The organism is Methylopila capsulata (assembly GCF_016907975.1).
GTDB classification, from domain to species: domain Bacteria; phylum Pseudomonadota; class Alphaproteobacteria; order Rhizobiales; family Methylopilaceae; genus Methylopila; species Methylopila capsulata.
Genome location: NZ_JAFBCY010000001.1, coordinates 744,119 through 756,502 on the forward strand (window position 1 = coordinate 744,119; position 12,384 = coordinate 756,502).

At 70.0% G+C, this 12,384-nt stretch carries 13 protein-coding genes and 1 tRNA gene; 4 read left to right on the forward strand and 10 right to left on the reverse strand.

All coding sequences use genetic code 11. The features are described from left to right. Positions 1-42 precede the first annotated feature (42 nt). Both JOD31_RS03520 and JOD31_RS03525 read right to left on the reverse strand, forming a co-directional pair. Positions 43-2,022, reverse strand: coding sequence for a potassium transporter Kup (locus JOD31_RS03520; protein WP_246482315.1), 1,980 nt, complete (start codon positions 2,020-2,022; stop codon positions 43-45). Positions 2,023-2,100: 78 nt separating this feature from the next. Beyond that, a complete protein-coding gene (locus JOD31_RS03525; RefSeq protein WP_204948904.1) occupies positions 2,101-2,892 on the reverse strand; it encodes a YdcF family protein in 792 nt (263 codons plus the stop codon). Between the two features lie 136 nt (positions 2,893-3,028). Here JOD31_RS03525 and JOD31_RS03530 point away from each other — a divergent pair, with 136 nt between their 5' ends. Then, positions 3,029-4,195, forward strand: coding sequence for an acyltransferase family protein (locus tag JOD31_RS03530; RefSeq protein WP_246482316.1), 1,167 nt, complete (start codon positions 3,029-3,031; stop codon positions 4,193-4,195). Here JOD31_RS03530 and JOD31_RS03535 read toward each other — a convergent pair. From JOD31_RS03535 to mgtE, 4 genes are all read right to left on the reverse strand, one after another. Next, entirely contained in the window at positions 4,161-5,003 is an 843-nt protein-coding gene (locus JOD31_RS03535; RefSeq protein ID WP_204948905.1) for an aldo/keto reductase, read from the reverse strand. The two genes, JOD31_RS03530 and JOD31_RS03535, sit on opposite strands and share 35 nt — an antisense overlap. Positions 5,004-5,171: 168 nt before the next feature. Beyond that, the gene (locus JOD31_RS03540; protein ID WP_204948906.1) at positions 5,172-5,990 is read right to left on the reverse strand and encodes a glycoside hydrolase family 25 protein; all 819 of its coding nucleotides are present in this window, start codon (positions 5,988-5,990) and stop codon (positions 5,172-5,174) included. A 60-nt stretch (positions 5,991-6,050) separates the two neighbouring features. Next, positions 6,051-6,224: a hypothetical protein gene (locus JOD31_RS03545; protein ID WP_204948907.1), complete on the reverse strand. Its 174-nt coding sequence runs from the start codon at positions 6,222-6,224 to the stop codon at positions 6,051-6,053. A 98-nt stretch (positions 6,225-6,322) separates the two neighbouring features. Beyond that, positions 6,323-7,738 (reverse strand): magnesium transporter, encoded by a 1,416-nt coding sequence (gene mgtE, locus JOD31_RS03550; protein ID WP_204948908.1) that lies wholly within the window; start codon positions 7,736-7,738, stop codon positions 6,323-6,325. A gap of 169 nt (positions 7,739-7,907) precedes the next feature. On the opposite strand from mgtE, the gene JOD31_RS03555 reads away from it, so the two are divergent. Further along, entirely contained in the window at positions 7,908-9,494 is a 1,587-nt protein-coding gene (locus JOD31_RS03555; protein WP_204948909.1) for a T6SS phospholipase effector Tle1-like catalytic domain-containing protein, read from the forward strand. Between the two features lie 97 nt (positions 9,495-9,591). Here JOD31_RS03555 and JOD31_RS03560 read toward each other — a convergent pair. Beyond that, positions 9,592-9,676: transfer RNA gene (locus tag JOD31_RS03560), tRNA-Leu, on the reverse strand. A 103-nt stretch (positions 9,677-9,779) separates the two neighbouring features. Further along, positions 9,780-10,067 carry a FliM/FliN family flagellar motor switch protein gene (locus JOD31_RS03565; protein WP_204948910.1) on the reverse strand — a complete coding sequence of 96 codons (288 nt, stop codon included), beginning with the start codon at positions 10,065-10,067 and terminating at the stop codon, positions 9,780-9,782. Positions 10,068-10,142: 75 nt separating this feature from the next. Here JOD31_RS03565 and lipB point away from each other — a divergent pair, with 75 nt between their 5' ends. Next, positions 10,143-10,880 (forward strand): lipoyl(octanoyl) transferase LipB, encoded by a 738-nt coding sequence (lipB, locus tag JOD31_RS03570; protein ID WP_204948911.1) that lies wholly within the window; start codon positions 10,143-10,145, stop codon positions 10,878-10,880. A gap of 153 nt (positions 10,881-11,033) precedes the next feature. Here the strand turns inward: lipB and JOD31_RS03575 are convergent, their stop codons facing one another. Continuing rightward, positions 11,034-11,324, reverse strand: coding sequence for an acylphosphatase (locus JOD31_RS03575; RefSeq protein WP_204948912.1), 291 nt, complete (start codon positions 11,322-11,324; stop codon positions 11,034-11,036). After that, positions 11,321-11,782 carry a gamma-glutamylcyclotransferase family protein gene (locus JOD31_RS03580; RefSeq protein ID WP_204948913.1) on the reverse strand — a complete coding sequence of 154 codons (462 nt, stop codon included), beginning with the start codon at positions 11,780-11,782 and terminating at the stop codon, positions 11,321-11,323. The genes JOD31_RS03575 and JOD31_RS03580 overlap by 4 nt, the downstream gene beginning before the upstream one ends. Before the next feature lie 70 nt (positions 11,783-11,852). Between JOD31_RS03580 and JOD31_RS03585 the strand changes: the two genes are divergently transcribed. After that, on the forward strand, positions 11,853-12,374 hold the full coding sequence (locus JOD31_RS03585) for a hypothetical protein (protein WP_204948914.1): 522 nt from the start codon (positions 11,853-11,855) through the stop codon (positions 12,372-12,374). Positions 12,375-12,384 lie beyond the last annotated feature (10 nt).

The window sequence follows — 12,384 nt, forward strand, 5'->3', positions numbered from 1 at the left end:
GGCCTCGCTCACCAGGCGGCGGCGAGTGAGCCGCGCCCGATCTCACACCACCATCTGGTTGCCGAGTTCGATCACGCGGCCGGCGGGGATGCGGAAGTATTCGGTGGCGTCGTAGGACTGGCGCACCAGGCCGATGAAGACGTGGTCCTGCCACAGCGGCATGCCGACGCTGGCGGAGGCGCGGAACGAGCGGCGGCCGACGAAGAACGACGTCTTCATCATGTCGAACGGCAGGCCGTACTCCTTCGCCTGGGCGAGCGCCCGCGGCAGGTTCGGATCCTCCATGAAGCCGTAGCGGATGTGGAGGGTCGCGAACTCCTCCGACACCCGGTGAAGCTCGATCCGTTCGTTGTCCGGCACGATCGGCAGCGGCTCGGTGCGCACCGTCAGGATGACGTTCCGCTCGTGCAGCACCTTGTTGTGCTTGAGGTTGTGCAGCAGCGCGGGCGGCGCGACGTCGGGCGAGGACGTCAGGTACATCGCCGTGCCTTTCACGCGCGTCGCCGAGCTCGTGCTCATGGACTTCGCGAACTCGGCGAGCGGGATGCTCTCGCGCTTGATGCGGCCCTCGACGAAGCGCACGCCGCGGATCCAGGTCCACATCAGCACGACGACGAAGGCGCCGAGGATCAGCGGGATGTAGCCGCCGTCCTTCAGCTTCAGCAGGTTGGCGCTGAGGAAGGTGAAGTCGACGATCAGGAACGGCGTCATCACCGCGGCCGCCGTGGCCCAGCCGTAGCCCCAGGTCTTGGCGATGACGACGACCGCGAGGATGCTGGTCACCACCATCGTGCCGGTGACGGCGATGCCGTAGGCGGCGGCGAGCGCGCTCGAGGTCTGGAACACGATCACCAGCACCAGCACGCCGATCAGCATCAGCCAGTTGACCTTCGGCATGTAGATCTGGCCGGCCTGGGTCTCGGAGGTGTGCTGCACCTCGAGATGCGGCAGCAGGCCGAGCTGCATGGCCTGGCGGGTGAGCGAGTAGGCGCCGGAGATCACGGCCTGGCTCGCGACCACGGTCGCGACGCAGGCGAGGATGACGAGCGGCAGCCGGAACCACTCCGGCGCGGTAAGAAAGAACAGCTCCTTGATCGTGCTCGGATCCGAGATCGCGAGCGCGCCCTGGCCCAGATAGTTGATCACGAGCGACGGCAGCACGAGCCCGAGCCACGCCAGGCGGATCGGCCCGCGGCCGAAGTGGCCCATGTCGGCGTAGAGCGCCTCGGCGCCGGTGACGGCGAGGAAGGTCGCGCCGAGCACGATGAAGGCGAGCCAGCCATGCTGCACCAGGAACAGCACCGCGTGGTAGGGGTTCAGCGCGTGGAGGACGATCGGCGCGTCGAAGATGTGGATCGCGCCGAGCACCGCGAGGGTGATGAACCAGATCACCGTGATCGGCCCGAACCAGGCCGCGACCTTTCCCGTGCCGGAGGACTGCACGGCGTAGAGCGCCACGATGATGCCGATGGTGATCGGCAGCACGTAGGGGTCGAACACCGGGGTCGCGACCTTGAGGCCTTCGACCGCCGACAGCACCGAGATCGCCGGCGTCAGGATGGCGTCGCCGTAGAACAGCGCGGCGCCCACGACGCCGAGCGCGAGGAGCGGAGTGCTGGAGCGCCCGAGCGCCTGCTGCGCGAGCGCCATCAGCGAAAGCGTGCCGCCCTCGCCGTGGTTGTCCGCGCGCAGCAGGATGAAGACGTATTTGAAGGTGACGACGACGACGAGCGCCCAGGTGAGCAGCGAGACGATGCCGATCACCTCCTCCGTGCTCGGCGCGTGGCCGAGGTGGAGCAGGGACTCGCGCATGGCGTAGAGCGGGCTGGTGCCGATATCGCCGTAGACGACGCCGACGCTGCCGATGGTCAGCGACCAGAAGCCGTGGCGCTTGTCGTGGACGACCGAGCCCTCCGCCACGCTCGCGCCGTGCGTGCCCGTCGCCCCGGGCGTAAGCGAGCCGGCCGCCCCCTCGGGCGACCCGGACGGGCCGGCCGCGCCAGCGCTGGAAGTGTCAGTCATGGAAAACCTTGAGCCGCGTTGCGGGGGTGCGGGCGACCTGTGGACGGCGAAACGCTGCGTCGCAGTATGTGTGGTCTTTTAAGGGCGGGGCAACGGGGCGCTCACATATCCCAGCAGCCAATAGCTCACAAGCCCGACCCACTCCCGCACCGCGATATCGACCCGCCGCAGCCCCGCGCCGACCGACGAGAACGGCCGCCACGCGTCCTCCAGGCCGCGGGTGCGGTAGTCCACCGGCCAGGCCTCGACGGCGAAGCCCGCCGTCCGGAAGCAGCCGATCGCCCGCGGCATGTGGTAGGCGGAGGTGACGAGCAGCCAGCGCTCCCCGTCCTTCGGCGTCACCAGGTCGCGGGTGAAGCGCGCGTTCTCCACGGTGTTGCGCGCCGCACCCTCCAGCGTGACGCGCTCGCGGGCGATTCCGAAGCTGACGAACATGCGCTCGGCGAGGTCGGCCTCCGTCGCGCCGTCGAACAGCATCGAGCCGGAGCCCCCGGTGAAGACGATGCGCGCCTCCGGCCAGCGCCGCGCGAGCTCCGCCACGACGGTCATGCGCTCGGCCGCCTCCGTCAGCGCGACGTCCTGACGCGAGCCTGCGACGATGGTGTCGAACGATCCGCCGAGCACGACGATCCCCGCCGGCGCCGGGCCCTCCTCGACGCGCGGGAAGCGCTCCTCGAGCGGCAGCAGAAGAAGATTGCCGAGCGGCGACAGGCCGGCGAGCGCGACCCCGAGCACGGAGACCGCCATCAACGCCGCGCCCGCTCCGCGCAAGCCGAAGGCCGCGAGCGCAGCGCCGAACAGGCCGATCACGGCGAGGGCGTTCGACGGCGCGGCGATGAAGCCCAGGATCTTGGACGCGACGAAGAACATCAGGGCCTCACTGGGGCGTCGCGCGATCGAGAGACCGCGGCGACTCTCTTTTCATCGGAGGGAAGTCTAGAGTGCGCGGAGCCGCGCGCCATCGCGCCCGGCGAGATCGTGACCGACGCCAGGGACTCCTCGCCCGATGCCCACCCTCGCCGATTGTCTCGCACGCCGCGACAACACGCTGGCGGCAGTTCGCATGTTGGGCGCCTCCGCGGTGCTGTGGGCGCATGCCTGGGTCGTGACGACGCCCGGAATCGCGACGCGCGACTACGCCCACGTGTTCGCGTTCTCGCTGGATTTCCACGGCGTGCATGCGTTCTTCACGCTCTCCGGGCTGCTGCTCGCGCGCAGCTATCTGACGCGCCCTGATCTCCTGCGCTTCGTCGTCGCGCGCCTCGTGCGCTACGTGCCGGCGATTCTGATCTCGGCGCTCATCGCGGCCTTCGTCCTCGGGCCGATCGTCACGCGGCTGAGCCTCGCGGACTATTTCGGGGCGGCGGCGCCCGTCCTGTTCGTGCTCAAGGTCGCGACGCTGCTCGACGTCAACGCGACGCTCCCCGGCGTGTTCGACGGCAACGCGAACCCGAGCCTGCTCTACATCCCGCTTTGGACCGTGCATTACGAGTTCGTCTTCGCCGTCGCGCTCGGCGTGGTCGGCGCGCTCGGCCTGCTCCAGCGGAAGCTGCTGGTGCTGGCGGGCCTCGGCCTGACCGTCGCGGTCAACGTCGTCTGGTTCTGGAACGGCGAGGCCGCCCATCTCGCGCTCGGCTCGCCGCATCACCTCGTCCGCTTCGGCTCGAGCTTCGGGATCGGCGTCGCCATGGCGGTCTTCGCCGACCGCATCCCGGTCTCGAACCGGGTGCTGCTGGGCGTCGCGGCGGTCTGCGCGCCTCTCGCCTTCACGCCGCTTGCAGCCATCGCGGGCATGGTCCTGATCGCCTACGCGATCCTCTGCATCGGCTTCACGCCGTTTCCGCTCGCCCGGCCGCTCGCCGCGCTCGGCGTCTGGTCCTACGGCTTCTATGTCTGGGGCTACCTGATCGAGCAGACGCTCGCCTATGCCGCGCCGCAGCTCGACGGATGGCCGGTGTTTCTGATCGTTTTGCCGCTGGCGCTCGCCGCGGGATGGCTGTCATGGCGCTTCGTGGAGCGACCGTCGCTCGGGTGGACCGGGCCGATCACCGCGCAGCTCCGCCGTCTGGCGCCGGGCGGGCGGGCGGACCGGCGCGTGGCCCCTCCCCCTGCCCGTCCGCCCTCCGGCGACGGCTGGGTCAATCCCAGACCGGCGCCCACGAAGGAGAGGTGATCCGTCCTTCGCGCGCGCCGAGCAGCGAGATCGTCGCCATCTCCTCCTCGCTGAGCGTGAAGTCGAACACGTCGAAATTGTCCCGCACGCGCTCGATCTTGGAAGAGCGCGGGATGGCGATGACGCCGTCGAGCTGCAGCGCCCAGCGCAAGGTCACCTGCGTCGGCGACTTGCCGTGCGCCTTCCCGATCGCCTTGATGGCCGGCGTGTCGTTCACCCGCCCCTGCGCGATCGGGCTGTAGGCGGTCAGCGCCATGCCCTGCGCGTCGAGTTCGGCCTTGAGCTTGGACTGGTCGATCAGCGGGTGAAACTCGACCTGATTGGTGACGAGCGGCGCGTCCGAAAGCGCGACCGCCTCCCGCACCTGCGCGATGGTGAAGTTGGACAGGCCGATGTGCTTCGTCATGCCGGAGGCGCGCACGGCGTTCAGCGCCTTGATCGTCTCCGCCAGCGGAACCGCGGGGTTCGGCCAGTGCAGCAGCAGCAGGTCGAGGTGGTCGACGTGCAGCCGCTTCAGGCTCTCCTCGGCCGAGCGCTCGAGATCGCCCGCGCGGAAACGGTCGGTCCAGACCTTCGTGGTCAGGAAGTATTCGTCGCGGGGCACGCCGCCGGCCTTGAGCCCCTGCCCGACCTCCGCCTCGTTGTCATAGGCCTGGGCAGTGTCGACATGGCGGTAACCGAGCTTCAGCGCCTCGGCGACCATCTGGCGCGCGACGCCGCCTTTCAGCTGCCAGGTCCCGAAGCCGAGGGCCGGAATCGAGGCGCCGTTGGCGGCGACGAGAGGCGCCTTGCCTGTTTTGGTGAGCATAGGGGTCGTCCTTCCGTTCAGCCCCGGCGTGCCGGCCCCGTCGCCTGAGCGGCGCGGGCGCAGGCCCGGGCGAGGATCGATGTAGGACGACAGTTAGGGCGGCCCCGGCCGATATCAGGGCCGGACGCCGCAGACGCGCCATGCGGCGGCGCAAGGCGCGGCGACGGCTCAGAGCCCCGTCGCGGCGAAGCGGCGCCAGGCGGCGGTGTTGCCGACGAAGACGTTGCGGTCGACGTTGCCGGTCACGCCGCCGATGCGGCCCGTCGCCGTGTGCTGCCAGAGCGTGAAGTTGCGGGAGAGGTGATAGCGGATGCTCGGGTGACCGGCGACGCTGCGCAGCCAGAAATGGTAGTCCGGGAACGCGCCCACGAGCACGTCGCGGTGGAAGTCGACGCTGGTGTAGATCGCGGGCCGCTTGCCGTAGTGCCGCTCGATCATGCGGAGAAACACCGACATCTCGCGGAGGATCTCCTCCCGCGGCGGGCGGCGCTTGCAGCTCGGCGAATCCGGGTTCCACTCCATGTCGAGCACCATCGGGAGCGCGTTCGGATCGACCGGCACGTTGGCCTTGAACCAGGCGGCCTGCTCGGCGCCGGTGCGGCAGAAATAATAGAAGTGATAGGCGCCGCGCGGCACGCCGGCGGCCCTCGCCCCCGCCCAGTTCTCGGCGAAGCGCTCGTCCACCCGGTCGCCGCCCTCGGTCGCCTTGATGTAGGCGAAACGCGCCCCGGCGGCCGCGACGCCCGACCAGTCGATCGCGCCCTGGTACTTCGCGACGTCGATGCCGTGGATGGCGTGGTCGTCGGGCGTGGTGACGACGCCGGTGAGCGGCGATCCGAGCCCGACGTTCGGCCCGACGTCGGTGTGGAGCGCCGTGCGCTCGATCTCCGGTCCGACGGTCGAGCAGGCGCTCAACGCCGACGCCACGGCGATGGCGACGCCTGCGCGCAAGGCGCGGCCCGCCAACGATCCCCCGATGCGGCCCATGCGGCTCACCCTCGTCCCGAACGTGTTGCAAACTCTAGGATGAAAACCGTGATCCGTCGATCAGGGACGGAGCGCGGCCACGCGGTCCGCGTGCTCCTGCAGGGCGGCGGCCGCGACGACGTCCGCGACCTCCGGAGAGACGTCCGGCCCCCGGTCGATTTCGGCCATGAGAACAAGGACAAGCGTCGCGAACACCGCCGCGCCCGTCAGGCGCCCTCGTGGGCTGTCGCTCATCTCGTCCTCCCTGGGTCTGGTGAATCTTTCGTCGCCAGCAAAGGCCAAGAACGTGGCGAAAGCGTTAATCCCGCGCTCACCATGCCGTGCGGCGGAGCTCAGCCGAGGCCGAACCACCAGGTCGCGAGGCCGAGAAACGAGAAGAAGCCGACCGTGTCGGTGACGGTGGTGAGGAACACGCCGGAGGCGACCGCCGGGTCCGCCTTCAGCCGGTCGAGCGCGAGCGGAATGAGGATGCCGAACAGGCCGGCGCACAGCATGTTGACCACCATCGCGGTGGCGATGATCACGCCGAGCTGCGGGTTCAGGAACCAGCCGCCGGCTGCGAGCCCCAGCAGCACCGCCAGCACGGAGCCGTTGGCGAGGCCCACCAGCGCCTCGCGTCGCACCAGCCGGCGGGCGTTGTGGCCGCCGATTTCGCGGGTCGCGAGCGCGCGCACCGCCACCGTCATGGCCTGGGTGCCGGCGTTGCCGCCCATGGAGGCGACGATCGGCATCAGCACCGCAAGCGCCACCATGTGCTCGATGGTGGCTTCGAACAGACCGATCACGCTCGCGGAGAGAAACGCGGTGCAGAGGTTCACCACCAGCCACGGGATGCGGCTGCGGGCGGTGTAGAGCACGGTGTCCGAGATCTCTTCGTCGCCGGTCACGCCGCCGAGCGCGCGCAGGTCCTCGTCCGCCTCCTCCTCGATGACGTCGAGGATGTCGTCGACCATCAGCACGCCGACGAGGCGATCGGCGTCGTCGAGCACCGCCGCGGAGACGAGGTTGTAGCGCTCGAACATGCGCGCCGCCTCCTCCTGGTCGGCGGTCGCGCGCACCGTGCGCGGGTCCTCGTCCAGGATGTCGGAAAGCAGCGAGGTCCGCCGCGCCCTGAGGAGTTTGTCGAGCGGCGCCGCGCCCAGCAGCTTGTAGGCCGGGTCGACGACGAAGATCTCGTAGAAGGTGTCGGGCAGGCCCGGCGTGTCGGCGAGGTAGTCGATGACGTGGCCGACGGTCCAGAACGGCGGCGCCGCGACGAACTCCGTCTGCATGCGCCGGCCGGCGGTCTCCTCGGGAAAGTCCAGGCTGCGCGTGAGCGCGACCCGGTCCGCCCCCGGCATCTGGTCGAGGATGCGGGTCCGGTCGACCTCGTCGAGGTCCTCCAGGATGTAGACCGCGTCGTCGGAGTCGATGAGGCGGACGCCTTCGGCGACGGTCTCCGGCGGCAGCTCCTCGAGCAGCTGGACGCGGACCGTCTCGTCGACCTCGGTCAGCGCCGTGAAGTCGAAGGCCTTGCCGAGCAGCCCGATCAGCTTCGGCCGGTCGTCGTGCTCCAGCGCCTCGATCAGGTCGCCGACGTCGGACTCGTGGAGATCGCCGACGAGCTCCTTGAGCCGCGCCTCGTCGCCGGCCGCGATCGCCGCGGCGACCATTCCGACGAAGGCGTGGGAGAGCCGCCCCTCCTCGTCGCGAAACGCGGTCTCGGCGGGCGCCTCTTCGGGGTCGCGCGTTTCGGCGTCAGCGGTCATGCGCCCTCGAACCCGGTTGCAGGATTTGGAAGATCCCCGCGGGGTTTAGGGTTTATGCCGCGGCGCGGCAACCGCAAGGCGAAACGGAGGGTTCGGCCCGGCTTGCTTTACACGCAAAACGTGTACATCCTGACGATCTCAATCATTCAACTCTCGGGGGAGACGCGAAATGACCGATCGTGTGGTGTGCTGCGACGGCACCTGGAACACGCCGGACGACCTCGACGACGGCCTGCCGGCGGCCACGAACGTCCACAAGATCTACAGCGCATTGGCCAATCCCGACCCCCGCAAGCGCTACTACCACCCGGGCGTCGGAACCGGCGGCGGCTGGTGGACCCGGGTCGCTGGCGGCGCCGCGGGCGTCGGCCTGACCAAGAACGTGAAGAGCGCCTACCAATGGCTCGCCCAGGTCTACGAGCCCGGCGACCGGATCTGGCTGTTCGGGTTCAGCCGGGGCGCCTTCACCGTGCGCTCGCTCAGCGGGATGATCTCGCGCTGCGGCCTGCTCGACCTCAAGGGGCTGTCGGACGACGCGATCTGGGCCGCGGTGGACGGCGCCTTCGACGACTACCGCGCGCGCAAGGACGACGTGAGCTCCACGAAGGCGCGGCCTTTGAAGGGCGTCCCCTCGGGTCAGCCCGCGAAGGGCAAGACGCCGATCCACTTCATCGGCGTGTGGGACACGGTCGGCGCCCTCGGCATTCCCGACGACATGGCGCTGCTCAACCTGATCGACGACCCGGCGCGCTACGAGTTCCACGACACCGACCTCAGCCCGAACGTCGTCCACGCCCGCCACGCGATCGCGATCGACGAGCGCCGCCAGAGCTTCACGCCGACGCTGTGGTCGGACACGCCGCCGAAGCAGAACCTGAAGCAGCGCTGGTTCCCCGGCGTCCACGCCGACGTCGGCGGCGGCTACGGCCAGACCGGGCTGTCCGACGGCGCGCTCGCCTGGATGATGGAGGAGGCCAAGGCCCAGGGCCTCGCCTTCCGGGCCGGAGCCGAGGCGCAGCTCAGGCCCGACGCGCGCGGCGTGCTGCACGATTCGCGCACCGGCGTGTTCAAGACGCTGAAGTCGCGGCCGCGCGAGGTTCCGAGCTTCGCCGACGCCGCCGCGCCGCTGCACGCCTCCGCGCGGGACCGCCATGAGAATCCGCCGCTGACCCAGCTGTCGTATTGGCCGACCACCAGGCTTCCGAAGCCCGCGTCCAAGGCGAAGACCCCCGCGAAGCCCTCGGCGACCGTGGACGTCTTCGCGCGCGAGCCCTGGAACGCCACGGGGCTGTTTCTCGAGGCGGGCGCGCGTTACGCCTTCGCCGCTGCTGGCCAGTGGCTGGACAAGTCGATCCCCTCGGGTCCGGCGGGTTCTGAGGACGGCGAATTTCATCTCGGCGAGGCGGCGCACGCGCTGCTCGCCGGCTGGGGCAAGGCCGAGCGGCTCTACAAGACGCTGACCGGCAACCAGCAGGCCGACTTCTGGCTGACGAAGCGGGAGGACGCCTTCGGCTGGTTCGCGCTCGTCGGCGTCGTCGCGAGCGGCGCGTGGATCGACGAAGGCGGCAAGGAGATCGGGCGCCCGCTGCGGCGGGAGGCGAAGCCGATGATCCCGCAGCACGAGACCTTCCTGATCGGCGCGAAGGCGACCTTCACGCCGCGCGCCTCCGGCTATCTCTACTGCTTCGCCAACGACACCTGGCAGACCTACGACAACAACAGCGGCAGCGTGCGCCTGACGGTGACGCGCGTCTGAGGCCGGTGCTCGACGGTCCACGAATCAAAAGACCCCGGAAGCTGGGCTTCCGGGGTCTTTTGCGATCGCATGAGGTAGATTGTGCGACCAGTATGTCTGGTGCGGTCGAGAAGACTCGAACTTCCACGGGTTGCCCCACAGCGACCTCAACGCTGCGCGTCTACCAGTTCCGCCACGACCGCGACGGCGGTGCTGATAACAAATCGATGTCGGCTCCACAAGGGCGATCGGCCGGGTTTCGCGTCTGGCTTGCGGCTGTGGACAAACCGTCCGGGCGCCGCGCCGTCACGCCGCCGCAGCGACGGGCTCCGGCGCGGGCGTGAGACGGTCGGTCCGGCCCTTCTGGTCGCGCGTGATCATGGAGGTGATCTCCACGCCGATACGGTCGCCGTTGACGAACACCGAGCCCCGCGCGATCGGGTGGTCGTTGGCGAGGATGGTCACCGCGTCGTCGTCCTCGGTGGTCAGCTCGATCACCGCGCCGCGGCCCATGCGCAGCAGCTGGTGGATCGGCATCTTCGCCGCGCCGAGCACGATGGTGAGCTCGAGGTTGACCTCGTCGATGCGCGGCACGAAACGTCTCCGGGGGCGGATGCGGCCGGTTCGCCGGCCGGGCCCCCTGAAGTGCAACACAGTCATGGTTAACGCATGGTTGAGCGTCCCCCCTCCGGCCTACGCGACGGCCTCGCCGCACGGCTGCCCGCGCCGGACGGCGCAGCCCCGGTGGATTGGCTCGTGAGCGACGCGCTGGTGGACTACCCCGCCGCCGTCGCCGCCATGGAGGCGCGCGCCGCCGCGATCGCCGAGGGGAGCGCGAACGAACTCGTCTGGCTGCTGGAGCACCCGCCGCTCTACACCGCCGGCACCGGCGCGGACGCAGCCGACCTGGTGCAGCCCGACCGCCTGCCGGTGTTCGCCACGGGGCGCGGCGGGCAGTACACCTACCACGGCCCCGGCCAGCGCATCGCCTATGTGATGCTCGACCTCCACCGCCGCGGCCCCGACGTGCGCCGCTACGTCGCGGCGCTGGAGGCCTGGCTGATCGCGGCGCTCGACCGATTCGGCGTGCGCGGCGAGCGCCGCGAGGACCGGGTCGGCGTCTGGGTGCGCCGGCCCGACCGCGGCGCGCAGTCCGAGGACAAGATCGCGGCGATCGGCGTGCGCGTGCGGCGCTGGACGACCTTCCACGGGATCAGCCTGAACGTGGAGCCGGACCTCGGCCACTACGCCGGCATCGTCCCTTGCGGCGTGCGCGACCACGGCGTCACGAGCCTCGCCGACCTCGGCCGGGTGGTGAGCATGACCGAGGTCGACATGGCGCTGCAGGAGACCTTCGAGGAGGTGTTCGGCCCCACCCGGCGGGCGGAGACGATCGCGCTGTCCTGACCCTGGGCTCGAGCCTCCGCGCCCACTTGTCCCGGCCTTGAGCCGGGACCCAGATCCGCCGCCGCCTCAGAACCACGCGCGACAGCCGGGGCCTTTCCCGAAACGTCGGCGTGTCCGGGTCCCGGCTTTCGCCGGGACGAGAGGCAGGGAAGCTCAGGCGTCGGGCGCGATTTCGACGCGGTCGCCATTGGGGATGTCGTCGAGCGTCGCCGGCTTTCGCTCCACGCGGTCGACCTTCGCCTCGGTCGGTCCCGCCCGGCAGGCCTGCGCGAAGGCCGCGATCCGCTCCTCCGGCCCCGCGACCAGCGCCTGCACCGAGCCGTCTGCGCGGTTCCGGACCAGCCCCCGCAGCCCGAGCCCGTTGGCGTTGCTCCGCGCCCAGGCGCGGTAGCCGACGCCCTGCACGCGCCCCGTGACCACGATCTCCGCCGCGACCTCCGTCATCGAAACCCTCCCTGCGCCGCCGGCCCGCCGCGCGCGCCTGACGAAAACCGCCTGAGTTCGACGAGATAGGGCTCGGGCAGCCCCCATTCGACCGCCGCCGGGATCACCATCTCGCTCATGTAGCCGGAGACGGCGATCCCGGGCTGGACGTGGCGCGAGACGTAGACGATGGCGCTGCGCGCGCCCTGCCCCGACCGCACCCGCAGCCGCTCCTTGCGGTAGAGCCCCATGGCGACCCGCTCGAAGGCGTCGAGCGCCCAGAGGTCCTTCTCCGTCAGCCGCCACAGCACGCCGTGGGCGGCGGCCGCAGGGTCGCGCAGGACCGTGGCGTAGCCGTCGCGGGAGATCGCGAACCGCCAGCCGTCGAGGACCGCGGGGCCGACCGGCTCCGCCGTCGGGCAGCGGCGGGCCATCGACCGCCGGCACATGTTCGCGCCGTAAGCGAAATAGTGAGGCATAGGGAGAGCTTAGGGCGCGCGAGGCGTTGGCGGAAGCGCCTTGAGCCATAAGGAGAGAGTGCGCCGCAGGATGGCCGAAGACGGCCATCACGGAAGCGGCGCTATCAGAACCGGTCACACGTCAGCTTCGCGCGAAAACGAGAAGCTCCGACGCACACGCGATGACGAAGGATCGTCCCGTTGGGGAAAAACCGAACGCACGCACCTCCGTGATGAAATCTCGAAAGACGGTGAAGCCATCGACGCCGTCGGCCTCGTCGAACAGATCCCGACTTGGCGGGATCAGAACGAGTTCATCGTCGAAACCTGTGTCGGGGCGGCGACGCAAGCTCCAGCCGTCCGGGGACGCAGCAGCGAGACCGCCGCCCCACAGGCCCGCAACCCGAACCTGTTCGCCGTTCCACGGTCCAATGCCGGCCACGGTAAGATTTCCAGCATGAAAGGCGTAATCGGTCGAACGATCGCGCGCGATCAGCCGTCCGGTGAGACAGTCGATCAGGCCGCGACCGGCGGCAGAGACGGCGAGCAGATCGTCAGACGAGTCGGCGAAGCCGGCCTCTGTAAGGCCGCCGACATGCGACACAGGATCTGAAGCCCAGGGC

Excerpts from the sequence above, each read along its gene's own strand:
- JOD31_RS03520 (WP_246482315.1), bottom strand. The coding sequence starts at position 2,022 with ATGACTGACACTTCCAGCGCTGGCGCGGCCGGCCCGTCCGGGTCGCCC.
- JOD31_RS03525 (WP_204948904.1), bottom strand. The coding sequence starts at position 2,892 with ATGTTCTTCGTCGCGTCCAAGATCCTGGGCTTCATCGCCGCGCCGTCG.
- JOD31_RS03530 (WP_246482316.1), top strand. The coding sequence starts at position 3,029 with ATGCCCACCCTCGCCGATTGTCTCGCACGCCGCGACAACACGCTGGCG.
- JOD31_RS03535 (WP_204948905.1), bottom strand. The coding sequence starts at position 5,003 with ATGCTCACCAAAACAGGCAAGGCGCCTCTCGTCGCCGCCAACGGCGCC.
- JOD31_RS03540 (WP_204948906.1), bottom strand. The coding sequence starts at position 5,990 with ATGGGCCGCATCGGGGGATCGTTGGCGGGCCGCGCCTTGCGCGCAGGC.
- JOD31_RS03545 (WP_204948907.1), bottom strand. The coding sequence starts at position 6,224 with ATGAGCGACAGCCCACGAGGGCGCCTGACGGGCGCGGCGGTGTTCGCG.
- mgtE (WP_204948908.1), bottom strand. The coding sequence starts at position 7,738 with ATGACCGCTGACGCCGAAACGCGCGACCCCGAAGAGGCGCCCGCCGAG.
- JOD31_RS03555 (WP_204948909.1), top strand. The coding sequence starts at position 7,908 with ATGACCGATCGTGTGGTGTGCTGCGACGGCACCTGGAACACGCCGGAC.
- lipB (WP_204948911.1), top strand. The coding sequence starts at position 10,143 with ATGGTTGAGCGTCCCCCCTCCGGCCTACGCGACGGCCTCGCCGCACGG.
- JOD31_RS03575 (WP_204948912.1), bottom strand. The coding sequence starts at position 11,324 with ATGACGGAGGTCGCGGCGGAGATCGTGGTCACGGGGCGCGTGCAGGGC.
- JOD31_RS03580 (WP_204948913.1), bottom strand. The coding sequence starts at position 11,782 with ATGCCTCACTATTTCGCTTACGGCGCGAACATGTGCCGGCGGTCGATG.
- JOD31_RS03585 (WP_204948914.1), top strand. The coding sequence starts at position 11,853 with ATGGCCGAAGACGGCCATCACGGAAGCGGCGCTATCAGAACCGGTCAC.